21 protein-coding genes are annotated in these 24,557 nt (G+C 66.2%); 7 read left to right on the forward strand and 14 right to left on the reverse strand.

The window, feature by feature from the left end; all coding sequences use genetic code 11:
- Window positions 1-345: 345 nt before the first annotated feature.
- The 3 genes from AC3WQM_RS29380 (at window position 346) to AC3WQM_RS29390 (ending at window position 3,721) form a co-directional block, all read left to right on the forward strand.
- Window positions 346-1,365, forward strand: coding sequence for a 2,5-dihydroxypyridine 5,6-dioxygenase NicX family protein (locus AC3WQM_RS29380; RefSeq protein WP_492683487.1), 1,020 nt, complete (start codon window positions 346-348; stop codon window positions 1,363-1,365).
- A gap of 232 nt (window positions 1,366-1,597) precedes the next feature.
- Window positions 1,598-2,536, forward strand: a complete 939-nt coding sequence (locus AC3WQM_RS29385; protein ID WP_492683488.1) for a 3-hydroxyacyl-CoA dehydrogenase family protein — start codon at window positions 1,598-1,600, stop codon at window positions 2,534-2,536.
- Between the two features lie 171 nt (window positions 2,537-2,707).
- Window positions 2,708-3,721, forward strand: coding sequence for an XdhC family protein (locus tag AC3WQM_RS29390; protein WP_492683489.1), 1,014 nt, complete (start codon window positions 2,708-2,710; stop codon window positions 3,719-3,721).
- Between the two features lie 154 nt (window positions 3,722-3,875).
- Here AC3WQM_RS29390 and AC3WQM_RS29395 read toward each other — a convergent pair whose 3' ends face one another.
- The 5 genes from AC3WQM_RS29395 to AC3WQM_RS29415 are packed head-to-tail and all read right to left on the reverse strand — an operon-like array spanning window position 3,876 to window position 8,912.
- Window positions 3,876-4,880, reverse strand: coding sequence for a Bug family tripartite tricarboxylate transporter substrate binding protein (locus AC3WQM_RS29395; RefSeq protein WP_492683490.1), 1,005 nt, complete (start codon window positions 4,878-4,880; stop codon window positions 3,876-3,878).
- 35 nt (window positions 4,881-4,915) lie between these two features.
- Window positions 4,916-5,779 (reverse strand): isocitrate lyase/PEP mutase family protein, encoded by an 864-nt coding sequence (locus tag AC3WQM_RS29400; RefSeq protein WP_492683491.1) that lies wholly within the window; start codon window positions 5,777-5,779, stop codon window positions 4,916-4,918.
- Window positions 5,780-5,785: 6 nt separating this feature from the next.
- Complete coding sequence (locus AC3WQM_RS29405) at window positions 5,786-6,778, reverse strand: tripartite tricarboxylate transporter substrate binding protein (RefSeq protein WP_492683492.1); 993 nt, start codon at window positions 6,776-6,778, stop codon at window positions 5,786-5,788.
- Window positions 6,775-7,716 carry a hydroxymethylglutaryl-CoA lyase gene (locus AC3WQM_RS29410; protein ID WP_492683493.1) on the reverse strand — a complete coding sequence of 314 codons (942 nt, stop codon included), beginning with the start codon at window positions 7,714-7,716 and terminating at the stop codon, window positions 6,775-6,777. Before AC3WQM_RS29410 ends, AC3WQM_RS29405 begins: the two co-directional genes overlap by 4 nt.
- The gene (locus AC3WQM_RS29415) at window positions 7,713-8,912 is read right to left on the reverse strand and encodes a CaiB/BaiF CoA transferase family protein (protein WP_492683494.1); all 1,200 of its coding nucleotides are present in this window, start codon (window positions 8,910-8,912) and stop codon (window positions 7,713-7,715) included. Before AC3WQM_RS29415 ends, AC3WQM_RS29410 begins: the two co-directional genes overlap by 4 nt.
- A 164-nt stretch (window positions 8,913-9,076) precedes the next feature.
- Between AC3WQM_RS29415 and prpR the strand changes: the two genes are divergently transcribed.
- Window positions 9,077-11,038 carry a propionate catabolism operon regulatory protein PrpR gene (gene prpR / locus AC3WQM_RS29420; protein WP_492683553.1) on the forward strand — a complete coding sequence of 654 codons (1,962 nt, stop codon included), beginning with the start codon at window positions 9,077-9,079 and terminating at the stop codon, window positions 11,036-11,038.
- A gap of 242 nt (window positions 11,039-11,280) precedes the next feature.
- Here prpR and paoC read toward each other — a convergent pair whose 3' ends face one another.
- The 3 genes from paoC to paoA are packed head-to-tail and all read right to left on the reverse strand — an operon-like array spanning window position 11,281 to window position 15,068.
- Window positions 11,281-13,473 (reverse strand): aldehyde oxidoreductase molybdenum-binding subunit PaoC, encoded by a 2,193-nt coding sequence (gene paoC / locus AC3WQM_RS29425; RefSeq protein ID WP_492683495.1) that lies wholly within the window; start codon window positions 13,471-13,473, stop codon window positions 11,281-11,283.
- 3 nt (window positions 13,474-13,476) lie between these two features.
- The gene (locus AC3WQM_RS29430; RefSeq protein WP_492683496.1) at window positions 13,477-14,427 is read right to left on the reverse strand and encodes an FAD binding domain-containing protein; all 951 of its coding nucleotides are present in this window, start codon (window positions 14,425-14,427) and stop codon (window positions 13,477-13,479) included.
- Window positions 14,424-15,068, reverse strand: a complete 645-nt coding sequence (paoA, locus tag AC3WQM_RS29435) for an aldehyde dehydrogenase iron-sulfur subunit PaoA (protein ID WP_492683497.1) — start codon at window positions 15,066-15,068, stop codon at window positions 14,424-14,426. The genes AC3WQM_RS29430 and paoA overlap by 4 nt, the downstream gene beginning before the upstream one ends.
- Before the next feature lie 137 nt (window positions 15,069-15,205).
- Here paoA and AC3WQM_RS29440 point away from each other — a divergent pair, with 137 nt between their 5' ends.
- The gene (locus tag AC3WQM_RS29440; RefSeq protein WP_492683498.1) at window positions 15,206-16,207 is read left to right on the forward strand and encodes a LysR family transcriptional regulator; all 1,002 of its coding nucleotides are present in this window, start codon (window positions 15,206-15,208) and stop codon (window positions 16,205-16,207) included.
- 22 nt (window positions 16,208-16,229) lie between these two features.
- Here AC3WQM_RS29440 and AC3WQM_RS29445 read toward each other — a convergent pair whose 3' ends face one another.
- From AC3WQM_RS29445 to AC3WQM_RS29455, 3 genes are read right to left on the reverse strand one after another with little or no spacing between them, the layout of a single operon-like run.
- The gene (locus AC3WQM_RS29445) at window positions 16,230-17,366 is read right to left on the reverse strand and encodes a zinc-binding dehydrogenase (RefSeq protein ID WP_492683499.1); all 1,137 of its coding nucleotides are present in this window, start codon (window positions 17,364-17,366) and stop codon (window positions 16,230-16,232) included.
- A 51-nt stretch (window positions 17,367-17,417) separates the two neighbouring features.
- Complete coding sequence (locus AC3WQM_RS29450) at window positions 17,418-18,548, reverse strand: zinc-binding dehydrogenase (protein ID WP_492683500.1); 1,131 nt, start codon at window positions 18,546-18,548, stop codon at window positions 17,418-17,420.
- 21 nt (window positions 18,549-18,569) lie between these two features.
- Window positions 18,570-19,979, reverse strand: a complete 1,410-nt coding sequence (locus AC3WQM_RS29455) for an aldehyde dehydrogenase family protein (RefSeq protein ID WP_492683501.1) — start codon at window positions 19,977-19,979, stop codon at window positions 18,570-18,572.
- 301 nt (window positions 19,980-20,280) lie between these two features.
- Here AC3WQM_RS29455 and AC3WQM_RS29460 point away from each other — a divergent pair, with 301 nt between their 5' ends.
- On the forward strand, window positions 20,281-21,198 hold the full coding sequence (locus tag AC3WQM_RS29460) for an NAD(P)-dependent oxidoreductase (RefSeq protein WP_492683502.1): 918 nt from the start codon (window positions 20,281-20,283) through the stop codon (window positions 21,196-21,198).
- A 26-nt stretch (window positions 21,199-21,224) separates the two neighbouring features.
- Window positions 21,225-21,602 carry a carboxymuconolactone decarboxylase family protein gene (locus tag AC3WQM_RS29465; RefSeq protein ID WP_492683503.1) on the forward strand — a complete coding sequence of 126 codons (378 nt, stop codon included), beginning with the start codon at window positions 21,225-21,227 and terminating at the stop codon, window positions 21,600-21,602.
- 53 nt (window positions 21,603-21,655) lie between these two features.
- Here AC3WQM_RS29465 and AC3WQM_RS29470 read toward each other — a convergent pair whose 3' ends face one another.
- The 3 genes from AC3WQM_RS29470 to AC3WQM_RS29480 are packed head-to-tail and all read right to left on the reverse strand — an operon-like array spanning window position 21,656 to window position 24,531.
- The gene (locus AC3WQM_RS29470; protein ID WP_492683504.1) at window positions 21,656-22,630 is read right to left on the reverse strand and encodes a tripartite tricarboxylate transporter substrate binding protein; all 975 of its coding nucleotides are present in this window, start codon (window positions 22,628-22,630) and stop codon (window positions 21,656-21,658) included.
- Window positions 22,631-22,643: 13 nt separating this feature from the next.
- Window positions 22,644-23,579, reverse strand: a complete 936-nt coding sequence (locus tag AC3WQM_RS29475; RefSeq protein ID WP_492683554.1) for an NAD(P)-dependent oxidoreductase — start codon at window positions 23,577-23,579, stop codon at window positions 22,644-22,646.
- Between the two features lie 16 nt (window positions 23,580-23,595).
- A complete protein-coding gene (locus AC3WQM_RS29480) occupies window positions 23,596-24,531 on the reverse strand; it encodes a tripartite tricarboxylate transporter substrate binding protein (protein WP_492683505.1) in 936 nt (311 codons plus the stop codon).
- Window positions 24,532-24,557 lie beyond the last annotated feature (26 nt).

Genomic DNA, 24,557 nt, shown 5'->3' on the forward strand with positions numbered 1-24,557 from the left:
GCTCCAGTGCTTGCATATCGCCCCGAAGCATCGACAACCGCCCGGCGTCGCCCCATGACCGTGCTCAATCATTCTACGACTTCATGTACGATTCGTATGGATTTTTACTACGAAACGTAGTTAAATAAGCAGGGAGAACTGCGGGACTTGCAGCACAGGCAGTCCTGGCGTTGTGTGAGCAGAAAACTAAGTCCGAGATACGCCGCTCCCGACGGTAGGACGTGCTGGGTCGGGGCCTTGACCGGATGCCAGTGACGCAGCCGGTGCGTTTCGAGGCTTTGCGCAACTCGGCCTGTCTAGCCCGCCATCTCATGTGGTCGACCGTTCACTTTCGAGGATAAATCCATGCAAACCGAAAAACTTGTTGCACTTTTTCAAGAGCAATACATCCGCTGCAAGCTGAAACCTGAAGAGACTGTCATCGTTCTTTCCGGAGCGAATAGCCCCCCTGAATACGTCAAGGCGGCGCTCAACGCGGCGCAGAACTTAGGTAACCGGCCCTTTCAACTGCATGTTCCTGCGTCGCAGGCCAAGATGGGACCGAATGGACTTCAAACTGTGGGCACCACGCCGGTCTCGGGTTTACCCGTCGCACTCGCCTGTCTCAAGCAGGCAGATCTGATCATCGACCTTCTCATGCTGCTGCACTCTCCCGAGCAGGTCGAAATCCTCAATGCTGGCGCTCGAATGATGCTGGTGCTTGAACCTCCTGCAGTGCTTGAGGAGCGGCCACCGACCGAAGAGCTCAAGATGTCCATCATCGCCAGCGCCAAGGTCTTTTCCTCAGCAAAGAAACTGAAGCTGACTTCTGCTTTCGGCACCGATTTGGAAATGGATATTGGCGAGTTTCCCGTGATCACGCAGTACGGCGTATCGGACGAACCGGGCCGGTGGGACCATTGGCCCTCCGCCTTCCTCTACACATGGCCGAACGAAAAATCCGCCAACGGTCGCGTCGTCATCAACAAGGACGACTTCATCTGGCCGTTGAACCACTATGTCGAAACGCAGATCACTCTGACCATCAAGGGTGGCTACATCACTGCTATCGAGGGCGGTGCCGACGCTGATCGCCTGCGCACAGAGATGGCCAACTTCAACGATCCGGAAGCCTATGCAATCGCACACATTGGCTGGGGCGTCGACCCGCGCGCAGACTGGTTTGCCATCCGAAAAAAGCCACTGCGCGTCGGCGGCACCGATCCACGATCTTTTGCAGGCAATGTCCAATTTTCAACCGGCCCAAACACCGAAGTGGGCGGCTCCCGAAATACGATGGGGCACTTCGACATGCCGTTGCTCAACTGCACACTGACCCTCGACGATAAGACCGTAGTCGACAAAGGCCTCGTCGTTCCTCTTTGACTTCTGAGCTGATGGGCTTCACAGCTGCAAGCCCCTGCACGACGAAGACCCGATGGGCCAGATCGAACGGTAGAACGTCCAAATCGGCGGCTTCTTGTCGCCCATTTTTCGCCGCAAGTGACCGGCGACGCCGGCCACTCCCCGTCTGCAAGACATTCGGTCCAGCACATCGTGATCAGCCCGATGCATTCCGCCGAGATCGGCAAACAGTCACACTTTTTCAGATGCGCTCATGACACAGACTTCGCCCAGTGTTGCTATTCCTCAACTCCCTGCACTGAGAAACGTAGCCGTTCTTGGGGCAGGTTTGATGGGGCACGCGATTGCCTATGTATTTGCGCGACATGGCTGCAATGTGCGCGTTTATGACTCATCACCCAATGCCTTGAACGAGCTCGATTCCCGGCTCGAAGAATGCGCAAAGGACTGCGGCCCCATCACTGGGACGGTCGCTGGATTTGAATCGTTGTCGCAATGTGTCGACGGGGTAGAACTGGTACTGGAAGCGGTCGCCGAACGCCTCGACGTCAAGCAACAGATCTTGTGTGCAGCGTCCGAGGCGGCCGGGCAGGCAGTGCTGGCAACCAACACTTCGGTCATCTCGATCCGAGAAATCGCAGCCGGATTGCCGGATGCACGCAAGCTTGTGGGCGCTCATTGGTGGAATCCAGCCCACCTTATCGACGTCGTGGAGGTCGTCGCCGGTCCGGATACGGAGGCTTCCGTGCTTGGCTGCCTGATGGACTGGCTTCGATCTGTGGGTAAGCAACCCGTGCGCCTCGACCGAGATGTGCCGGGCTATGTCGGAAACCGACTGCAATTTGCCATGTGGCGCGAGGCCATGAAACTCGTCGAAGCTGGTGTATGCGACGCCTCAACCCTGGACATCATCGTTCGAGGAACCTTTGGCCGGCGCTTGGCCGTGCTCGGCCCCATGGAGAACGCTGATTACATCGGGCTTGACCTCACGCAGTCGATCATGAGCCACGTCCTGCCGAGTCTCACCTACGAAGCGGAGCGGCCACCGTCACTGGAGCGTCTTGTCATCCAGGGCGATCTCGGTGCGAAATCTGGAAGAGGATTTCTTTCATGGTCGTTGGGCCAAAGGGAAGCAACCGCCAGTCGCCTGCGCAAACACCTCCTCGATCACACCGAGGGCGGAGAATCGTAGGGCCAACGTGTCTAGCATCGCGTGTGACAAGCAGGCGTAACTCTAGCCGGACCGCACTCAAACAGCAGACGCACCACTAGTCCACGATGCGGGTTGCGAGCTATTGATCGTCGGCCCCCTCACAGCTGCGTCCGGTTTCCGGCGATCCAACGTGGGTATGGATGAAAGTGAATGGAAAATCTTGACGTCATGGTGCTGCGCACGCTGCGCGACTGGCGGCGTGCTGGCAAGCGCGCGCTGCTGACCACCGTGGTGGGCACCTGGGGCTCGTCGCCGCGGCCCGTGGGCTCGATCATGGCGCTGGCCGAGGACGGCGCCGTGGTCGGCTCGGTCTCGGGCGGCTGCATCGAGGACGACCTCATCGCGCGCTACAGCCACGCCCACGGCGAGGGCGAAGACGTGCCGCTGGGCACACCGCCCGCGCTCGTCAAGTACGGCATCACGGCAGACGAGGCGCACCGCTTCGGGCTGCCCTGCGGCGGCACGCTCGAGCTGCTGCTCGAATACGCGCCCGACGCCGACGCGCTCGACACGCTGGTCGCCGAACTCGAACGCGGCAAGCTCATGCGCCGCACGGTGACGCTGGCCACCGGCGCGGTGCGGCTGGCCGAGGCGACCGCGCCCGACGAGCTCACGGTGAACGACACCGAGCTCACCAACACCTTCGGCCCCGAGTACCGCATGCTGCTGATCGGCGCCGGCCAGCTTGCCGAGTACCTGGCGACCATGGCCAAGTTCAGCGGCTTCGCCGTGACCCTGTGCGACCCGCGCGCCGAGTACCGCACCGCGTGGACGCTGTCCGGCGTGACGATCACGACCGAGATGCCCGACGACGCCGTGCTGGCCTTCAAGCCCGACCGCCGCAGCTGCGTGGTCGCGCTCACGCACGACCCCAAGCTCGACGACCTCGCGCTGCTCGAAGCGTTGCAGAGCGAGGCCTTCTACGTGGGCGCCATCGGCTCGCGCCGCAACGCCGACGCGCGGCGCGACCGCATGATCGAGCACTTCAACCAGACGACCGCATCGCTTGCGCGTCTGCGCGGGCCCATCGGCATCTTCATCGGCAGCAAGACGCCGCCTGAGATTGCGGTGAGCGTGATGGCGGAAATCCTGGCGGTGAAGAACGCGGTGGTATTGCCTCCCGAGACCGCTATCGCTAGAGGGAAAGCACAGAGAGGCGCCTGATGTTGACCGCATTCGCCTCGCGCCACCGGGGGTCTATTCTCATCGAGACGATCGGCACCCTCAAGACAAAGTCCGCGCCGGTGATATCGGCGCGCAGAGTCCACGCCTGCGGTGCCCCGCGGGTCCGCGGCGCCTTCAACCTTCGAATCGCAGCTCAATCAATCTTGATCCCCGCCGCCTTCACGACATCCGCGTACTTCTTCAGGTCCGCCTGGATCTGCTGCCCGAACTCCGCTGACGTGTTCCCCACCGACGTGATCCCCAGCTTGGCCAGGCGCTCCTTGACCGCCGGCTCGTTCACCACGGCATGCAGCTCGCGCTGGATGCGGTCGACGATGGGCTTGGGGGTCCTGGCGGGTGCGAGGAGCCCGATCCACGAACTCGCTTCGAAGCCGGGCACGGTTTCGCCCACGGTCGGCACGTTGGGCAGCGACGGCAGCCGCTGCGCGCTCGAGATCGCGATGGCGCGCACCTGCCCTCTTTCGATAAAGGGCAGCGCACCGGCCACGGCGGTGTAGAGCATCGGCAGCTGGCCGCCGACCACGTCGGTCATGGCCTGGCCGCCGCCCTTGTAGGGCACGTGGATGAACTCTGCGCCCGTCTTCACCTTGAGCATTTCAGCGGCGATGTGGGGCGTGCCCCCCGTGCCGGAGCTGCCGTACGACAAGCCGCCCGGGTTGGTCTTCGAATACGCGATGAGTTCGGGCAAGGTCTTCGCGGGCACCGAGGGGTGCGTGACGATGACCAGCACCGCATCACCGATCTTGCTGACAGGCACGAAGTCTTTCACGGTGTCGAACGGGACTTTCGCGAACACGTGCGGGTTGATGACCAGCGTACCGTCGAAGCCCAGCACCAGCGTGTAGCCGTCGGGCGCCGCGGCCGCGACCATCTGCGTGCCGATGTTGCCTGAAGCACCGGGCCGGTTGTCGACCACTACTTGCTGGCCCAGCCGCGCACCGAGGCGCTCGGCCACGACGCGCGCGCCTGTGTCGGTCACGCCGCCGGGCGTGAAAGGCACGACAAGGCGGATCGGCTTGTTCGGGTAGTCCTGCTGCGCGTGCGCCGGCGTTGCGGTGAAGCCGATCGCAAGCGCACCAGTGGTCGCCATGGCCAGTGCCAGCAAGCGGCGACGCGAGGCGTTGTAGTTGTTCGTCATGGTTTTTTGTCTCCGTTCTTTTGTTGATTGAATCTTCAGCGCGCCCAGCGTTTCTCGAAATCCCACACGTCCTGAAAGCCGATGAGACCGCAGAACTCGTTGAAGTCGAACAAGGGAACTTCGGGCACTTGGCTCGTGCCGCCGTGCTTGAGGTGGCTCAACGCACGCTCCATCGCCGCGGCGGCCGACAGGCTGGTGAGCGAGGGGTAGATGGCCAGCGCAAAGCCGATCTCCTCCAGCACGTTAGCGGGCAGGATCGGCGTCGTGCCGCCATCGGCCATGTTGGCCAGCATCGGCGTGTCGAACGCGGCGCAGGCCTTGCGCATTTCTTCCTCGGACTGCGGCGCCTCGAAGAACAGGATGTCGGCACCGGCCTCGGCATACGCTTCCAGGCGGCGCATCGCCTCGTCGACACCCAGCGATGCACGCGCATCGGTGCGGGCGATGATGAGGAAGTTGTCCTTGTCCTCGCGCGCCTGCGCGGCCACCTTGATCTTCTCAACCATGTCCTGCGTCGGCACGCAGCGCTTGTTGGGCGTGTGGCCGCACTTCTTCGGAAACTCCTGGTCTTCGAGCTGGATGGCCGTGACGCCTGCCGCCTCGTAGCCGCGCACCGTGTGGTGCACGTTCAGCAGCCCGCCGTAGCCGGTGTCGGCATCGGCGATGACTGCCCCCTGGCTCGTGCGCACCAGCGTCGCCATGCGGTCGAGCATCTGCGTGTAGGTGGCAATGCCCGCGTCGGGCAGGCCCAGGCTCGAAGCGGTGAGCCAGTAGCCCGTGCCGTAGACGATGTCGAAGCCGACCTTGTTCGCCACGGTGGCGGCGATCATGTCGTGCAGGCCGGGCGCGACGATGAACTCGCCGCGGTCGAGCTTCTGTCGGAGGATGGGGTTCGCCATGCCCGCTTACTCCGCCGTGATGCCGCCGCGCTGCGCGACGAGCGCCCACTTCTTCGTCTCGCTCGCCAGGAAGGTGCGGAACTCGGCCGGTGGCGTGAGCGTGATGTCGGCGCCCTGGTCGTGCATCTGCTTTTGCACCGCGGGGTCGGTCGTGACCTTCTTCAGGTCCTGGTTGATCTGCGCCACGATCGGCGCCGGCAGGCCGGCCGGGCCGAACAGGCCGTACCAGCTCAGCGACTCGACGCCGTTCAAGCCCGCCTCCTTGAAGGTCATCGCATCGGGGAACAGCGGCATGCGGCGATCGGCCGCAACGCCCACCACGCGCAACGCGCCCGAGCGCACGTGCGGCAGCGCCGTGAGCACGCTGGTCACGCCCATCGGCAGGTGGCCGCCGATGATGTCGACCATGATCGGCGCGCCGCCCTTGTAGGGCACGCCGGTCAGCTTGAGGTGGCCGACCTGGCGGATCAGTTCGCCGGTCAGGCGCGTCTGCCCTTCCGAGTAACCGCAGCCCAGCTCGTCCTTGCGAGCGGCGGCCAGCAGGTCGGCCAGCGTCTTGTAGGGGCCGTTGGCCTGCACCACCAGCACCGACGGCGAGTTCGCGATGTTGGTGATGGGCGTGAAGGCCTTGTCGGTGTCGTAGGGCAGCGACTTCATCAGCACCGGGTTGACCGCGTGCGAGCCCACCACGAGCAGCAGCGTGTGGCCATCGGGCGCCGCGCGCGCCACGGTGCTGGAGCCGATCACGCCGTTGGCGCCGGTGCGGTTGTCGACCACCACCGACTGGCCCCACAGCTCCGACAGGCGCTGCGCCATCAGGCGGCCCACGATGTCGGTGCCGCCGCCGGCCGAATACGGCACCACGAGCGTGACGGCCTTGCTCGGGTACTTGGCGCCTTGCGCGAAGGCGCTGCCGCCCGTGCCGACAGCGGCGAGCGACGCGAGGCCGGCGAGCATCTGGCGCCGGTTGGGATGAGGAAGGTGGAAGGTGGGGTTCATGCAAGTCTCCGGGTGTTGTCGTGGGTGTCCTTGTCGCGCTGGCGGCGCAGCCAGGTGATGGCGCGGCCGCCGAGCGGCTTGTGCAGCGCGTCCTGTGCAAAGTCGACCGCTGCCAGCAGGCCGGCGAGCGAGATGCCGGTGGAAAATCCGCTGCGCTCGGCCATGAGCACGAGGTCTTCGGTCGCCACGTTGCCGGCGGCGCCGGGCGCAAACGGACAGCCGCCGATGCCGCCGACGCTCGCGTCGAAACGGCGCACGCCGGCTTCGAGCGCCGCCCATGCATTGGCCACGCCCATGCCGCGCGTGTCGTGCAGGTGCACCGCGAGGCGCTCGACCGGCACCACGCCGCGCAGCGCCGCCATGCGCGCCTTCACCTGGCCCGGCGAGGCCGAGCCGATGGTGTCGGCAATGACGATCTCGTCGGCCGCCGCCGCGTGCATGCGGGCCGACAGGCGCAGCACTTCGTCCAGCGGCGTCTCACCCTCGAAGGGACAGTCGAAGGCCACGGCCACGTAGGCGCGCGTGCGCAGGCCCAGCGCGCGCGCGGCGGCCAGGGTCTGCTCGCTCACTTCGGTCGCCTGGTCCAGGCCCATGTTGATGTTCTTGCGGTTCATGGTCTCGGTGGCCGAGAGCACGACGGCGATCTCTTTCGCGCCGGCCGCGTGCGCGCGCTCCAGCCCCTTGAGGTTGGGCACCAGCACCGAGGTGCGCAGCGCAGCGAAGCGCGCCTGCACCTGCGCCGCGAGCTCGGCGGCGTCGGCCATCTGCGGCACGGCCTTCGGCGAGACAAAACTGGTCACCTCGATGCTGCGCAGGCCGGCCTCGACCAGCAGTTCGATGAGGCGCAGCTTGCCTTCGGTGCCGACGTCGACCGCCTGGTTCTGCAAGCCGTCGCGCGGTGCGACGTCGGTGATGTGGATCGCTTCCTTCGCACTCATGCAATCGCCCCTTCGGCACGCAGTGCTTCGAGCTTGTCGGGGGCGTAGCCGACGAGGTCGACCAGCACCTGCCGCGTGTTTTCACCGAGCGCGGGCGGGCAGGTGAATGCCCTGCCCTGGTCGGCCGCCGACAGCTTGATCGGGTTGCCCGGCATGCGCACGCGCTCGCCGGTCTTCAGCGGTACCTCGACGACCATGTCGCGCGCCAGCACCTGCGCATCGTTGAGCGCCTGCTCGAAGTTGTTGACCGGGCCGCAGGGAATGCGTGCCTCGCGCAGGCGTTCGAGCCAGTGCGCGGTCGGTTGCTTGCGCATCGCTTCGCCGACCACCGCATCGATCTCGGCCTTGGCTGCGAAGCGCACCGGCTGCTGGCGGTATGCGGGCTTGCGCAGCGCCGGCAGGTCGATGAACTCGACAAAACGGTCGAAGAACGGGTCCCCGATGCAGGCAATGATCACGTGGCCGTCGGCCGTCGGGTAGCTGTTGTAGGGCACATGCACGAAGTGGCCGTTGCCGATGCCTTCGGGCACGTGGCCCGACAGCAGGTGCATCGTCGCCATGTAGTTGAGCAGCGAGATCTGCGCGTCGAGCATCGAGATGTCGACGTGCTGGCCCTTGCCGGTCTGGTCGCGCTCCACCAGCGCGGCCAGCACGCCCATGGCGCCGAACATGCCGCCGCCCAGATCCCCGATCGGGATGCCGCTGCGCGTGGGCCCCGTCTCCGGCGTGCCGGTGATCGACATGCCACCGCCCATCGCCTGCACCACCTGGTCGAAGGCCGGGCGCTGCGTGTTCGGGCCGGTCTGCCCGAAGCCGGTGACGGAGCAGGTGACGATGCGTGGGTTCACAGCGGCAAGCGACGCATGGTCGATGCCCAGCCTCTCGGTCACGCCGACGCTGAAGTTGTCGAACACCACGTCGGCTTTGCGCACGAGGTCGAGGAACACCGCCTTGCCGGCCGGCGTCTTGAGGTCGACGCACACGCTCTCCTTGTTACGGTTGAGCGTGAGGTAGTACGCCCCCATGCCGTCACGCGAATAGTGCGGGTCGTTCTCCAGCAGGCGGCGGGTGCCCTCGCCGCTGCCCGGCGGCTCGACCTTGATGGTGCGCGCGCCCAGGTCGGCCAGCAGCATGGTGCCGTAAGGGCCGGACAGCATGTGCGTCAGGTCCAGCACGGTGATGTGTTTGAGTGCCACGTTCAATGTCTCCGAAAGGTTGGCGAATGCCCAGCTACTGCAGGGGCCGTGCCAGCGCCCGGGTCGCTCGCAAGTGCTTGATTTACAAGGCATTGATGTTCTGTCGGCCGCCACCTCGCGTCGCACTGCGACATAGATGAAACGCCCTTATGTTTCAATGCGACATGCTCAACGACCGCCCCTCACCCCACCTGTTCCCGGCTTCCGTGCGCAGCGCCGAGCTGCCGCGCCTGTGTTTCCTGAGCTACCGGCAGATCCGCGGGTTCGCGATGCCGGTGGTGGCGGAGTACACCGGCCGCGCCGAGATCGAGGTGGTCGACGGCACCTTCGGCGACGCGCTCGCCATCGCGCGCGACCGCCTGGAGCGCGGCCTGGTCGATGCCTTCGTGAGCGCGGGCTCGAACGCGAGCATCCTGCGCGCCGGCCTGCAGGCGCCGGTGGCCACCATCCAGCTGAGCGGCTTCGACCTGCTGCAGGCGCTCATCAAGGCACGGCGCATGTCCAGCCGTGTCGGCGTGGTCATGTACGGCCAGACCATCCCCGAACTCGACGAGGTGAAGGACCTGCTCAACATCGAGGTGATACAGCACGCCTACCAGACGCCCGACGACGCGCGCCAGCGCTTCGAGCAGCTGCGGCGCGAGGGCTTCGAGGTGATCGTTGGCTCCAGCCTGGTCGTCGAACTGGCGGAGCAGGCCGGCCTGCACGGACTGCTCGCCTACTCGCTGGGCAGTGTGCGCAAGGGCTTCGAGGACGCGCTCGAACTCGCGCGCGTCGCGCGGCTCGAAGCCGGCCGCTACGAGCAGCTCAACGGCGTGCTGCACAACCTGCAGGAGGCCGTGCTCGCTGTGAACCGCGACAACCGCGTGATCGCAGTGAACCCTCCGATGCAGCAGCTGCTGGGCCAGTCGCACGCGCGGCTCATCGGCCAGTCGCTGGAGGCGATCGAACCCGAGCTGTCGCTGCAACCTACGCTCGACAGCGGACAGGTCGAGCGCGCCGTGGTGCAGCGCTTTGCGCAGCGCGACTGGGTGGTCAACCGCACGCCGATCCGCGAGCATGGCGAGATCGTCGGCGCGGCGCTGACCCTCTACGACGCCCGCACGATCCAGGAGGCCGACACCAGCTTGCGCATCCAGCAGGGCCGGCGCCAGAGCGCAGCGCGCCACCGATTCGCCAACCTGATCGGCCAGAGCCCGGCCTTCGTGCGCGCCGTGCAGACCGCCCGGCGCTTTGCGCGCACCGACCTCACGGTGCTGATCGCCGGCGAGAGCGGCGTCGGCAAGGAGCTGTTCGCGCAGTCCATCCACAACGAGAGCGTGCGCGCGGGGCGGCCCTTCGTCGCCGTCAACTGCGCGGCGTTTCCGGAAGCGCTGCTGGAAAGCGAGCTGTTCGGCTACGAAGAAGGCGCCTTCACCGGCTCACGCCGCGGCGGCAAGCGCGGCCTGTTCGAGGCAGCGCACACGGGCACCCTCTTCCTCGACGAGATCGGCGACATGCCGCTGCAGCTGCAGACGCGCCTGCTGCGCGTGCTGCAGGAGCGCGAGATCACGCGGCTCGGTGCCACGGCCGCCATCCCGGTCGACGTTCGCGTGATCGCCGCCACGCACCAGCCGCTGAACGACATGATTGCCGAGCGCCGCTTCCGGCAAGACCTGTTCTACCGACTCAACACGCTGCGCCTGCCGCTGCCGCCCCTGCGCGAGCGGCGCGAAGACATCGCGCCGCTGGCCGAAGCGCAGGTCGGCCGCTGCCTGCAGCGACTGGGCACGCATCTGGACCCGGCCCGCGCGCTCGCCCCGCTGCTGCCGCGCCTGCGCGCCTACGACTGGCCCGGCAACATCCGCGAGCTGGAAAACCTGGGCGAACGCATCGCGGTGTTCCTCATGCAGTTCGACCGCCTCGACGATGTCCGCTACGACGATCTGCGGCACGACCTGCCGGAACTGTTCGTCGATGCAGAACCCAATGCGGCCGACAGCACCGGATTGAGCGCTGCACGCGTGGCCGCGGCGCTGCAGGCCCAGGGCGGCAATCGACAGGCCGCGGCCCGGCAACTCGGCGTAAGCCGTTCAACACTCTGGCGCTGGATGCGCGAACGCGACGCCAGTGCGCCGGCTCCCTGATGCGGTCTTGGCACGGCAATCCGTCCAAAGCGGCCGCCCACAGACGGCTTCTAGGCAGCAGCTGTGCCCTTTTCAATCGACCACCACCCCGCATGTTTCCTCAACGGGAAAGGTTCGCGGCCAGGACAAGCACTTCCGGACGGACAAGCTAGGCTTCCGTTAGCCGAGGCTTGCGCGGCTTGGCCGAGCGGTCAGCTTGCCAGCCCAGCGATCAAGGCGCGCAACGGGATACCGTCAGAGTTTCAAGCCGTTGTCGACGGTATGCGCCCAATCAGCTTGTCCAGCGTGAGCGGGTAGTCGCGCAGGCGCACACCAGTCGCGTTGTAGACAGCGTTGGCCACGGCGGCGCCGACGCCGCACAGCCCCAGTTCGCCGACACCCTTGGCCTTCATTGGCGACGAGATCGCATCCGCCTCGTCAAGGAAGATGACCTCCTGGTGCGGGATGTCGGCATGCACGGGCACCTCGTAGCCCGCCAGGTCGTGGTTGACGAAAAAGCCCAACCGCTTGTCGACTGCAAGCTCTTCCATCAGCGCGCCGCCCACCCCCATCGTCATCGCGCCGATCACCTGGCTGCGTGCCGACTTCGGGTTGAGGATACGACCCGACGCACACACCGCCAGCATGCGGCGCACGCGCACTTCGGCCGTGTAGGCATCGACCGCCACCTCGACGAAGTGCGCGCCGAAGGTCGACTGCTGGTATTGCTTGCTCAGTTCGGCGAACTCGATGGTGTCTTCGGCGACAAGCCCCCCCTCGCCCGCCACCTCGCCGAGCGGCACGCTGCGGCCACCGGCGCGCACCATGCCGTCCGCGAAGCTGGCGTCGGCCGGCAGGCTCGCGCGCTGCAGCACGGCTTCGCGCAGCTTCACGCATGCGGCGTACACGCCGGCTGTCGAGCAATTGGCGCCCCACTGGCCGCCGGAGCCGGCCGACACCGGGAAAGCCGAGTCACCGAGCTTCACGACCACGCGCTCCAGCGGCACCCCCATCATCTCGGCAGCGGTCTGCGCAATGATCGTGTAGCTGCCGGTGCCGATGTCCGTCATGTCGGTCTCGACCGTGACGACGCCGCGTCCGTCAAGGCGCACGCGGGCGCCCGACTTGGCGACCTGGTTGTTGCGGAAGGCGACAGCCATGCCGATGCCGACCCACGCGCGGCCTTCACGCCGCATCGCGGGCTTGGCGCTGCGCCGCTCCCAGCCGAAGGTTTTTGCGCCGAGGCGCATGCATTCGATCAGCTGGCGTTCGGAAAAACGTCGCTCCGGCTTGGCCGGGTCCACCTGCGTGTCGTTCAGCACGCGGAACTCGATGGGGTCGAGGCCGAGACGCTCGGCCATCTCGTCCATCGCGATTTCCAAAGCCATCAAGCCCGGCGCCTCGCCCGGCGCGCGCATCGCATTGCCTTCGGGCAGGTCGAGCACGGCGAGCCTCGTTCCTGTCAGCCGGTGCGCACCTGCATACAGCAATTGTGTCTGCTGCACTGCGTTTTCGGGCTTGCCGTTGACCAGGTTGCCGGACCAGCTCTCGTGGCCGATGGCGGTGAGCTTGCCCTGCCGGTTGGCGCCGAGCCGAATGCGCTGGATGGTGGCCGGCCGATGCACGGTGTTGTTGGCGACAAGGGGCCGCTGCAACGCCACCTTGACCGGCCGCTGCGCAATACGGGCGCCAATGGCGGCCAGCACGGTGTCGGCTCGCAGGAACAGCTTGCCGCCGAAGCCGCCGCCGATGTAGGGCGACATCAGGTGGATCTTCTCCTTCGGCATCCCGAGCGTCAGGGCCAGGTCGCCGACCGTCCAATCGATCATCTGGTTGGAAGTCCAGACGGTGAGGCGGTCGCCTTGCCAGGCAGCCGTGGTTGCATGGGGTTCCATCATCGCGTGCGACTGGTCGGGCGTGCTGTAGCTCTGGTCGAGCTGCACCTCGGCTCCGGCAAAGGCGATAGCGAAGTCGCCGACCTTGTTGTCGCGATCAGTCGTCTTCGGGCCCGATGCCTTGGCACCTGCCAGATCGAAGGCGCCCTCGGCGCGCGCATAACTCACCTTCAGCAACTGCGCCGCAGCGCGGGCCTGTTCGAAGGTCTCGGCGACGACGAGCGCGATGGCCTGGTGATAGTGGTCGACGTTCGGCCCGCCGAGAAGCCTGGCGGTGTTGAACTGGCCCTTGCCCAGCTTGCCTGCGTTGTCGGCGGTGACGATGGCGATCACACCGGGCGCCGCCTTGGCGCGGCTCTGGTCGATCGCCGTCACACGCCCCTTGGCGATCGCGGCACCGAGGATATAGCCGTACGCAGCATGGGGCGCCACGTCATGCCGCTCGTAGGCATAGGGCGCGATGCCAGTGGTCTTGAGCGGGCCGTCGATGCGGTCGACGGGTTTACCGATCACCTTGAGTTGGTCAATCGGATTGGTGGTGGCAGGGGTATCGAATTTCATCACTCAGTTCCTTGCGTCCGTCAGCACCGCATCGAGGGTGCGCTCCACCAGCGTGACCTTGAAGGCGTTGTGTTCGGTCGGCCGGGCATCGGCCAGCAGCGCCGCCGTGACCGCCTTGGCGCCGCGCGGCAGGTCACGCTCGGCTGCTTCGACGCGCCACGGCTTGTGCGCGACGCCGCCCAGCGCCACGCGGCCGGTGCCGTCGCGCTGAACGATCGCAGCGACCGACACCAACGCGAAGGCATACGACGCGCGGTCGCGCACCTTTGTGTAGACCTGTCGGCCGCCGACCGGCGCCGGCAACTGAACCGCCGTGATCAGTTCACCAGGGGCCAGCGCAGTTTCCACATGCGGCGTGTGGCCGGGCAGGCGATGGAAATCCGCGATCGGGATGGTGCGTCGCGCGCCGTTGGGCCGCAGCGTCTCGACCGTTGCGTCGAGCGCGCGCATCGCGACCGCCATATCGCTCGGATTCGTCGCGATACAAGCATCGCTGGCGCCGACGACCGCGTGTTGCCGGTTGACCCCACCGATCGCCGCGCAGCCGCTGCCCGGCTGGCGCTTGTTGCAGGCCATGTTCGTGTCGTAGAAATACGGGCAGCGCGTGCGCTGCAGCAGATTACCGGCAGTCGTCGCCTTGTTGCGCAGTTGGCCCGATGCGCCGGCGAGCAGCGCGCGAGACAGCAGTCCGTAGTCGCGCCGCACGCTCGCATGTGCGGCCAGGTCGGTGTTGCGCACCAGAGCGCCGATGCGCAGCCCGCCTTCAGTCGTTGGCTCGATGCGGTCGAGCCCAAGGCCATTCACGTCGATCAGGTGTGCGGGTGTCTCGATCTCGAGTTTCATCAGATCGAGCAGGTTGGTGCCGCCTGCGATAAAGCGCGCGCCTGACGTGCGGGCAGCGGCGGCAACGGCCTGTGCAGGCGATGTCGCCCGTTCGTAGCTGAAGCGTTTCATGCCTTCACCCCCGCAACTTCGGTAATCGCATCGACGATGTTGCTGTAGGCGCCGCAGCGGCAGATGTTGCCACTCATGCGTTCGCGCAACTCGGCGGGCGAGAGCAACGGCTTGACGGTGAGGTCGCCGCTCACGTGACTTGGAATGCCTTGTTCGATCTCCTGCAGCACGCCAACGGCCGAACAGATCTGGCCCGGTGTGCAGTAGCCGCACTGGTAGCCATCGTGTTTGACGAAGGCAACCTGCATCGGATGCAGGTGACCGGGCTGGCCCAGGCCCTCGATGGTCGTGACGCTGGCCCCCTCGTGCATCACCGCCAGCGTCAGGCAGGCGTTGATGCGCCGACCATCGACCATGACGGTGCAGGCGCCGCACTGGCCATGGTCGCAGCCTTTCTTCGTGCCGGTGAGATGCAGGTGTTCGCGCAGCGCGTCGAGCAGGGTGGTGCGCGTGTCGAGCACCAGCCGGTGCGGGCGGCCGTTGACGGTGAGATTGACCGGCGTCGCCTCTGGTGTGCCGGTGACGCGCGCCGGTGCGGCGGCGGCTGTCGTCGCGCCGGAAAGCGCGGGCACGGAGGCAGTGGCGGCTCCGGCCTTCAGCAGGCCGCGCCGGGAGATCTGAAAAGCATCGTGAGTGGTCATGGTGTTCTTGTCCAAGGTGGGGCGATTGCCCGGCGTGAGTCGAAAGACTTTAGGCCGCACCTTCCCCCACAACTAGGTCGGGAACGGTTGTCGGACTGGCAAGCCGCACTTGATAATGGTTTTTTGCGAAGGGCCAGATGCCGATCAACGAGTTGCGCTCCATTGCGACGTTCGTGAAGACAGCCGAGCTGGGCAGCCTGCGTCAGGCCGCCGCCGCGCAGGGCATGACACCGCAGGCAGCCAGCCAAGCGTTGGCGCAGCTTGAGAAGCATTTAGGGGTGCGCCTTTTTCATCGCACCACGCGCAGCATGGCGCTGACTGATGAGGGCAGGCACTTTCTCGAGGCTGCCCGGCCCTCCTTGCTCGGCATGCAGCGGGCATTGGAGACGACGCGCCAGGCCAAGGACGGCATCAGCGGGCCCTTGCGCGTGGTAGCGCCCTTGTCAGTCTTCGCGCCCGTGTTGTGGCACCTGCTTGACACCTTTTGTCGACGCTATCCCGAAGTGCAGCCCGATGTACAACTGGACGACCGGATCGGCAACTGGGTGGAGGACCGGGTCGATGTGGGGTTCCGTATCGGACCCTCCCCGGTGGAAGGCGTGATCGCTCGCCGGCTCTTTACCTTGCAACTGATCATTTGTGCATCGCCCGCATACTTGAAGTTGCATGGCGCGCCGAAGAGCCTCGTCGAGCTGTCGGCCCACCGCTGCAGCGCGTTCCGCAATCCCGGTACGGGTCGCGTGCTGCCCTGGTACGTCAAGAATGGCACCGACCTGGTCGAGCTCCAGGTCGCCCCCGCCCTGACCGTGAACGACGAGGCGCTGGAAACCGAAGCCGTGCTGGCCGGACACGTGATCGGGTCGTTGACCGGCGTGGCGGCCGCGCCGCACATTCGCGCAGGCCGGCTGGTTCCGCTGCTCGTGGAGCACGTTGCCGACAAGTCGGGGGTGTTCATCTACTACGGGAATCGCACCTCGGTGCCGGCGCGTGCACGCGCTTTCATCGATGTAGCGATCGAATTGTTGGCCGATAACCCTGCCTATGTGCTGACTCCCGCCGAACTTGCCGCAGCGGAATCGGCTGGGCGAAAGACCGCAAGCGACGGGGTGGCCGAAGCAGCGCCGCCGGTTGCGCCGTGACCCCGCGGCCGTCGCAGCAAGATCACGCGCCGTGCGGCAACACGACCTGGCGCACGACACCCCCACCCTTCAGCAGATCGAAACCTTCGTTGAGCTTGTCGAAGCCGATGCGCTCGCTGCGCAGCTTGTCCACCGGCAGCCGCCCGCGCAGGAAGAGATCGACATAGCGCGGCACGTCTTTCTGCGGCACGCCCCCGCCCATGAAGGAACCCCGCAGCACACGTTCTTCGCAGACCCATGACAGGTGAGGCACGGTGAAGGTCTCGCTGGAATTTCCAACACCGACGCCGATCACCTCGCCCCCACGCACCGTGATGGCCTGGGCCATGACCAAGGCGGACGGATGCCCGGAGATTTCGAACGCATGGTCGACGCCTCCGTTCGTGAGGTCCATCACCTGCTGCACGAGCGTCGGATCGCGCGCGTCGATGCACTCGGTGGCACCCACCGCGCGCGCCAGCTCGAACTTAGAAGGCAGGACGTCGATGCCCACGATCCGTCCCGCCCCGGCTTCGCGCGCCGCCATGACGGCAGTGAGTCCCACACCGCCCAGGCCGATGACCGCCACGCTGGCGCCCGGTTGCACCTTGGCGCTGTTGAACACCGCACCGGCCCCCGTGACCACGGCGCAACCGAAGAGCGCGGCGATGTCCAGCGGCACGGCAGGATCGATCTTGATCAGCGATTGGGGCACCACCACGGCGTATTGCGCGTAGACCGAGATGCCGCTGTAGTGATTCAGACGCCCACCGTCGGCAAGGCGTAGCCGCCGCGAACCGGTGGCCAGCATGCCTTCGGAGCGCGCCGCCGCAACAGCCTGGCACACCCCCGGTCGGCCGGCCAGGCAGGTGCGGCACAGGCCACAGCCCGCCACGCCGGCCATGGCCACGTGATCGCCGGGCAGCAGTCCGTGCACGCCCTTCCCCACCTCGCGCACGATGCCGGCGCCTTCGTGCCCGCCGACCACCGGCAGCGGTCGCTTGCGCTGGCCCTGGACCACCGACAGGTCGGAGTGGCACAGGCCCGCGCCGCGCACCTCGACCAGCACCTCGCCTTCGCCTGGGCCGTCGAGTTCCACTTCTTCGATCCTGAACGGTTGGCTCTGCGCAAAGGGAGCGGGCAGCCCCTGTTCATACATCACCGCTGCTGTCATCCGCATGTGTTGTCGTCTCCAGAAAAATCATTGAACGGCCGATGTCGACCGTCGTGTTCAGCCGTGCGGGCGAAGCACCTGCCGGAGCACTTCGCCGTGCTCCAGCCGGTCGAGGTTCAGGTTCAGGTGGTCGAAGCCGAAGGTGCCGCTCATGAGCCGCTCCACCGGCAGGCGCCCCTCCTGGTAGTAGCGCATGTACAACGGCAAGTCACGCTGCGGCACGCAGCTGCCCATCAGCGAGCCCCGGATGACCTTCTCTTCGCCGACCAGTGCCGTGTGCGGATAGGAGTACTGATCGCTCGACGCGCCGAGCCCCACGCAGACGATCTCGCCGCCCTTGCGCGCGATGGCGTAGGCCGTGGCCATGCCGGCCTTGCTGCCCGACATTTCGAACACAAAGTCCACGCCGCCGTGCGTCAGGTCCCTCACCGTCTCCACCACCTTGTCATCCAGGGCGGAGACGGTGTGCGTGCAGCCCAGCTCCCTGGCCAGCGCGAACTTGGCAGGGTTGAGGTCGATGCCCACGATCGTCGAAGCACCGGCGATGCGTGCGGCCATGACGGCGTTGAAGCCGACGCCACCCAGGCCGACGACGGCAATGCTCTGTCCCGGCCGCACGTGGGCCGCGTTGAAGACGCAGCCGGCGCCGGTCACGACCGCGCAACCGAACATGGCGGCCACGTCGAATGGGATCGCAGGGTCGACCTTGACCAGGGAGCCCGGCACCGTGACGGCGTATTGCGCGAACGATGACACGCCGCTGTGGTGGTAAATCCCCATCGCGCCCCGTGCCAGGCGCCGCGCGCCGTTCATGAGCACGCCCTTGGCGCGCGTAGCGCCAACGAGATCGCACAGCACCGGGCGGCTGTTGACGCAGTAGTCGCAGGCGCCGCAGCCCGAGCCCACGGTCATGACGACATGGTCTCCCGGCTGGAGGCCCGCGACGCCGCGCCCCACCTCGCGCACGATGCCGGCACCCTCGTGGCCCATGACCACCGGCAGCGTGCGCTTGCGCAGGCCCGCCACCTGGGACAGGTCCGAATGGCACAGCCCGGCCGCGCGCACCTCGACCAGCACTTCGCCCTCGCCCGGGCCGTCCAGCTCCACCTCTTCGATTTTCAGTGGCTGGCTGCAGACATAAGGCGACGGCAAGCCCTGTTCGTACAGGACGGCAGCGGTCATTCGCATACGGTTCTCTCCACGCAGGGATCAGTTCAGCACGAAGAGGCGCTCTTCCGTCATGTCGCGGATCGAGAACTTCGGCCCTTCGCGCCCGATGCCGCTGTCCTTCACGCCGCCGTACGGCATCTGGTCCGAGCGCCAGCGCGAGGTTCCGTTCACGATCACGCCGCCCGTGCGCACGGTGCGGATCGCCGACAGCGCCAGGTCCAGCGAGTTTGTGAAGATGCCGCACTGCAGGCCATAGGGGCTCTCGCTGATCGAATTGAACAGCGGCACGATGTCTTCATACGGCTGGATGCTGAAGGCGGGCCCGAAGATTTCGTCCGAGACCACGCGCATTGCGGGATTCACCCGGCTCAACACGGTGGCATCGAGCTGCGCACCACGTCGCGTGAAGCCACGCAAAGGGCGTGCGCCAGCTTCGATGGCCTCGCCGATCATTCGCTCCACGCGGATCGCGGCTTCCTCGTCGATCAGCGTGCCGACGTCGGTCGACAGGTCCAGCGGATCGCCGAAACGGATGGCATCGATTTCCTGGCAAACCGCCTCGACGAAACGGTCGTGCACCTGTTTGTGCACGTAGACGTTCTGCACCGACACGCAGCTCTGGCCGGCGAGCGCGACGCCGTTGCGCGCGCAGGCCTTGGCGGCCGCCAGAAGGTCGGCATCATGGTGCACGAAGGTCGGCCCCACACCACCCAACTCGAGCGCCACGCGCTTCATGCCCACCGCATCGCGAATCATCTTTCCCACGCGGATCGAGCCGGTGAAGCTGACGAAATCCACGCGCGAGTCGCTGACGATCTTCGGACCCACCGCGTCGCCGTAGATGGTGTTGATCGCCCCCTCGGGGAAGCCTGCCTCCAGCACGGTCTCGACGAACTGGTGCGCGCACAGCGGCGCTTTCGGCGAAGGCTTGAGGACGAGACTGTTGCCCGCCGCCAGTGCCGGACCCAGCTTGTGCGCGGCCAGGCTGATCGGTCCGTTGAACGGCGTGATGGCCGTGACCACACCGACCGGGTAGCGCATCAGCATCGCGATCTTTCCGGCACCGATGGTGCTGGCGTCCATGGGGATGTGTTCGCCCTGGATACGCACGGCTTCCTCGGCGCACAGATGCATCAGTTCGGCAGCGCGCTGCACCTCGACGATCGCATCGCGCAAGGCCTTGCCGGTCTCGCGTGCCATGGTCAGGCCAAGTGCCTGCGTGCGGGCGCCCACCAGGTCGGCGGCCCGATGCAGCAACTTGGCACGCTCGTGCCCCGGCAATGCTGCCATGGCGGTCTTGGCCTTGCGCGCGGATTCCAGTGCATCTTCCGCATCCTGCAGCGTGGACACAGGCGCCATGGCGACGATGTCGCCACGGTACGGATCGCGCACCTCATGAACCTGTTCGGCATCACGCCATCGGCCGGCGATCTGCATGCGGATGCGCACGGGTGGCGCGCTCTTCTTTTCAGTGTTGCTCATCGGGTCTCCTTCGTCGGCAAGTGTGAAAGCGCCTCAGGGTCAAGTCCATGGCGAAATCCGAAAGCTCGTCTACGGGTTTCCTGAAGATGAACTGCCCCTTGGCGCCGACACGCGGGCCCTCTCGCATCCTTTCGATTCTTCGGACGCGAGCTGCGGAAAAAAGCCATGGACGCAGCGAGAGCGCGATTTCTAGACTGCGCTCGTCGGGTCGGCACACGGCCTGTGCACACGAAGCACACACGACCATCCACTCACTACAGGAGACAACATGAAATTGGGATTCATCGGACTCGGCACCATGGGCGCGGGCATGGCGCTCAACCTCGTCAAGGCCGGCCACGAGGTCGCCGTGCGCGACCTTCGAAAAGAGAGCGCTTCGCGCCACGTTGCCGCCGGCGCGCGCTGGGCGGAGTCGGTGGCCGATGCAGCCGCAGGCGCAGAAGTCGTATTCACTTCCGTCCCCGGCCCCAAGGACATGCGACAGGTCGGCGTCACGCTGCTGGACGCCATGCAGCCAGGTAGCGCCTGGTTCGACCTGACCACCAACTCGCCCACCGTGGTTCGCGAGGTGCACAAGCACTTTGTCGAAAAAAGCATCGCGCTGCTCGACGCGCCGGTCAGCGGCGGCCCCGCCGGTGCCAACGCCGGCAAGCTGGCCATCTACGTGGGCGGTGACAAGGCCATCTTCGAGCGACACAAAGCGCTGCTGGATGCCATCGGCGACCAGGTGCTGCATGTGGGTGACATCGGTGCGGGCAACGTGGCCAAGCTCGTGCACAACTGCGCCAGCATCACCATGCGCATGATGATCGCCGAGGTCTTCAGCCTGGGTGTCAAGGGCGGCATGGACCCGCTCGAGCTGTGGCATGCGGTGCGCCAGGGCGCCATCGGCCGCTCGCGCACCTTCGACCGCATCGGCGATCAGTACCTGCAGGACAAATACGAACCGGCGAGCTTCGCGCTACGGCTTGCACACAAGGACCTCACGCTGGCGCTGGACTTGGGCCGCGAGCTCGACGTGCCCATGAAGTACGCCGAACGTGCCATGGAAGACTTCCAGGCCGCGCTCGACCGTGATTGGGGCGACCGCGATTCACGCTCGCCCATGCAACTGCAGAACGAGCGCGCAGGTGTGCATATCAAGGTGTCTGCCGAAGAGGTGAAGAAAACCCTCGCCCGCGACTGACGACAACCCAATCAAGGAGAACCATCATGGACGCCAAACAGACCGGTCGCAAGATCATGAACGAGCTCATGGGCGAGGGCTATGTCGAAGGCAAGGACAAGAAGAAGAACGCGTTCACCGCAGCGCTGAACGACTATTCCGAAGAGGTGTGCTTCGGCCGCGTGTGGGCACGTGGCGTCATCGAGCCCAAGCTGCGCAGCATCCTGAACATCGCGATGCTGACGGCGCTGGGCCGGCCGAACCAGCTGCGCAACCACCTCGAGGGTGCACTGAACAACGGCGTGACCGTGGATGAACTGCGCGAAATCCTGCTGCACACCGCCGTGTACTGCGGCCTTCCCGCCGCTGGCGATGCCTTCAAGGTCGCAGAGGACGTGCTCAAGGGCCGACAGTTGATCGACTGAGACCGCTGCTGCGACTGCGGGTTAACCGCAACCGCAGCACCAGTGCCAGCGCCTCAATCCACCTGGATGCCGTTGTCCTTGACGAGTCGCGACCAGTGGGCCACGTCGGCCGCGATCAGCCGACCGAATGCTTCAGGGGTGCCCACCACCGGCACGGCCGCCTCACGAGCCAGGCCTGCCGTTGTTTCGGGCTGGGCCAGGATCGCGTTGATCTCGGTGTTCAGCCGCTGCACGACGACCGGTGGCAGCCGGCTCGGCCCGACGAATCCCCACCAGAACTCGATGCGGAAGTTCGGAAAGCCGGCTTCTCCCGTGGTCGGCAAGTCGGGCATGAACGGATCGCGCCGAGCGCCGGTCACGGCGATGCCGCGCAGCTTGCCGCCAGAGAGGTAGCCGGAGGTCGTGGCGTAGGTGGCCAGGCCCGCATGCAGGCTCCCGCCCATCATGTCGGCGAACGCCGGCGACATGCCCTTGTAGGGCACATGCACGAAGTGCAGCTTGGCATCGGCGGCCAGCATCTCCATGCCCAGATGGCTCATCGACCCGATGCCGCTGGAGCCATAGGTGATCCGGTTCGGCTGGGCTCGCGCCATGTCGACCAGGTCCTTCAGCGTCTTGACGGGCGAGTCGGCCGGCACCGCGATGAGCAACGAGGTCTTGCCAACCTGTGCAATCGGCGCGATGTCGCGCACGGGGTCGTAGGCCATCTTTCGTCCGGTCGCGGCGTTGGTCGCGTACGCGCTCGTGATGAACACCAGGGTGTAGCCATCGGGCGGCGCCTTGATGCCAGCCTCGAACCCGATGGCGCCGCCCGCGCCCGCCTTGTTCTCGATGACGAGCGGTTGCCCAAGCCGGGCCGAAAGACGTGTGGCGATATGGCGCGCGATCACGTCGGTGCCGCCCCCTGCGGCGTAGGGAACGATCAGCTTGATGGGCCGGCTCGGCCAGGCCTGCGCCTGTGCGGCGGCAGGCAGCCAGGCCATGACCGCCGCCGACGCCACGGAGAGCAGCAGCTTGCGGTGCGGCATCTTCTTTTCGCCCTCACGTGACGCTGTAGCCGTCGGGCACGACATGGCTCCCGGCAATGCGGTCCATGGTCAGCGCGACCACGTTAACCGGGGATTCGAAGCTGTGTTCGTTCAACGCTATCTGATAGAAGTCCTTGGCCAGGTTGCCGAACAGCATGGGCATGCCGGAGTCCTGTCCGAGCTGACAGGCCAGGCGCACGTCCTTGTGGAGCAGGCCCAGTGCGAAGGCCGCCTTCAGCTTGCCGGTCAGGATGTAGTTGGCCATGTACTTCTCCATCCAGAAGTTGCGACCACCACTGGCCATCATGATGTCCAGCGCCTTCTCGCCCGCCACGCCGTTCTTCACGGCCAGCGCCATGGCTTCCAGCGTCATCAGTCGCGTGCCGGCCGAGAGCAGGTTGTTCGCCAGCTTGACGACATGCCCGCAGCCGATGTCTCCGGCATGGAAGACGTTCGGGCTGATCGCCTGCAACACCGGTCCGATGCGCTCGAACAGCGCCGGCGCCGCGCCGACCATGATCGCGATGGTGCCCGCATCGGCTCCGGCCGGCCCGCCGCTGACGGGTGCGTCGACCATGTCGATGCCGCGCTCGGCCAGTGTGGCGGCGATGGCGCGCGTCACAGTCGGGTCGCCGCTGGTCTGGTCCACGATCAAGGTGCCGGGTTTCGCGATGGCGCCAATGCCCTCCGGCCCCAACAGCACGCTGCGGACGTGCTCCGAGGTCGGCAGGCACAGAACGATCACGTCGCATGTCTCAGCGATGTGCGCGAGGCTGTCCGCGCGGGTCGCGCCGCGGTCGACCAGGCGCTGCACCGACGCAGCGTCTCGGTCGTACACCGTCAGGGGGTGCGTGAGTTGCAGCCGGCGGGCAAGCGCGCCGCCCATGTTGCCCAGGCCTACATATCCGATATTCATGGTCCGTGTCCTTTCACGATGAGGAAATTTCAGTGCAGCGCGCCGGTCGTCAGTCGGCGCGAATTCCGGCGTCCTTGACGATGCGTGCGTACCTGGCGAAAAGTTCGCGCAGCGTCGCCGAGAAGGCCGAGGCCGACTCACTAGCCTCCAGTTCCACGCCCTGCTCCCCCATGCGCGCGCGGAACTCCGGCTGCCGGACGGCCTTGCGGATCTCGGCGTTCATGCGTTCAAGAATCTCGGGCGGGGTGCCGCTGCGCGCGGCCAGGCCGTTGAAGATCGTCGATTCGTAGCCCGGCAGGCCCGATTCGCCCACCGTCACGACACCGGGCGCCAGGGGCGAACGCGCAGCGCTGGTGACGCCGATCGCCTTGAGCTTTCCGGCCTTCACGTGCGCCACCGAGGTGCTCAGGGGGTCGAACATCAACGACGTGCGCCCACCCATCACATCGATCAGGCCGGGCGCGTTGCCTTTGTAGGGCACGTGGGTCATGCGGATGTTCGCCATGGAACTGAACAGCGCTGCGGCGATGTGCCCGGTGCTGCCGTTGCCGGAGCTGCCGTAGGTCAACTCCCCGGGGCTGCGCCTGGCCAGGTCGATCAATTGCGCCACCGTCGTCACAGGCACTGCCGGATGCACGACCAGCAGCAACGGCACACGGGCGACAAGGCTGACACCCACGAAGTCCTTCAACGGATCGTAGGTCGCCGTGCGCGCCAGGCTCGGCGTGTAGAGAAACGAATCCGCAATGGCCAAGTAGGTGTAGCCGTCCGCGGGGGACCTGGACACGGCGTCCACCGCAAGCATGTAGTTGCCGCCGGGCCGGTTCTCCACCACGACCGGCTGCTTCAACTGCTGTGACAGCTGCTGCGCCAGGTTGCGGCTCACGAGATCGAGGTTGCCGCCTGCCGCGGCCGGCACGACGATACGCAGCGGCCGCGAAGGGAAGGTGTCCGCCCGGCCCTCGGCGGGCGCGCCCAGCATCATGGCCGCAGCGCAGACGGCCATCCCCC

The organism is Variovorax sp. FW301-JW7 (assembly GCF_058788795.1).

Coding starts and splice junctions, on each gene's coding strand:
- AC3WQM_RS29380 (WP_492683487.1), top strand. CDS start 346: ATGCAAACCGAAAAACTTGTTGCACTTTTTCAAGAGCAATACATCCGC.
- AC3WQM_RS29385 (WP_492683488.1), top strand. CDS start 1,598: ATGACACAGACTTCGCCCAGTGTTGCTATTCCTCAACTCCCTGCACTG.
- AC3WQM_RS29390 (WP_492683489.1), top strand. CDS start 2,708: ATGGAAAATCTTGACGTCATGGTGCTGCGCACGCTGCGCGACTGGCGG.
- AC3WQM_RS29395 (WP_492683490.1), bottom strand. CDS start 4,880: ATGACGAACAACTACAACGCCTCGCGTCGCCGCTTGCTGGCACTGGCC.
- AC3WQM_RS29400 (WP_492683491.1), bottom strand. CDS start 5,779: ATGGCGAACCCCATCCTCCGACAGAAGCTCGACCGCGGCGAGTTCATC.
- AC3WQM_RS29405 (WP_492683492.1), bottom strand. CDS start 6,778: ATGAACCCCACCTTCCACCTTCCTCATCCCAACCGGCGCCAGATGCTC.
- AC3WQM_RS29410 (WP_492683493.1), bottom strand. CDS start 7,716: ATGAGTGCGAAGGAAGCGATCCACATCACCGACGTCGCACCGCGCGAC.
- prpR (WP_492683553.1), top strand. CDS start 9,077: ATGCTCAACGACCGCCCCTCACCCCACCTGTTCCCGGCTTCCGTGCGC.
- paoC (WP_492683495.1), bottom strand. CDS start 13,473: ATGAAATTCGATACCCCTGCCACCACCAATCCGATTGACCAACTCAAG.
- AC3WQM_RS29430 (WP_492683496.1), bottom strand. CDS start 14,427: ATGAAACGCTTCAGCTACGAACGGGCGACATCGCCTGCACAGGCCGTT.
- paoA (WP_492683497.1), bottom strand. CDS start 15,068: ATGACCACTCACGATGCTTTTCAGATCTCCCGGCGCGGCCTGCTGAAG.
- AC3WQM_RS29440 (WP_492683498.1), top strand. CDS start 15,206: ATGCCGATCAACGAGTTGCGCTCCATTGCGACGTTCGTGAAGACAGCC.
- AC3WQM_RS29445 (WP_492683499.1), bottom strand. CDS start 17,366: ATGCGGATGACAGCAGCGGTGATGTATGAACAGGGGCTGCCCGCTCCC.
- AC3WQM_RS29450 (WP_492683500.1), bottom strand. CDS start 18,548: ATGCGAATGACCGCTGCCGTCCTGTACGAACAGGGCTTGCCGTCGCCT.
- AC3WQM_RS29460 (WP_492683502.1), top strand. CDS start 20,281: ATGAAATTGGGATTCATCGGACTCGGCACCATGGGCGCGGGCATGGCG.
- AC3WQM_RS29465 (WP_492683503.1), top strand. CDS start 21,225: ATGGACGCCAAACAGACCGGTCGCAAGATCATGAACGAGCTCATGGGC.
- AC3WQM_RS29470 (WP_492683504.1), bottom strand. CDS start 22,630: ATGCCGCACCGCAAGCTGCTGCTCTCCGTGGCGTCGGCGGCGGTCATG.
- AC3WQM_RS29480 (WP_492683505.1), bottom strand. CDS start 24,531: ATGATGCTGGGCGCGCCCGCCGAGGGCCGGGCGGACACCTTCCCTTCG.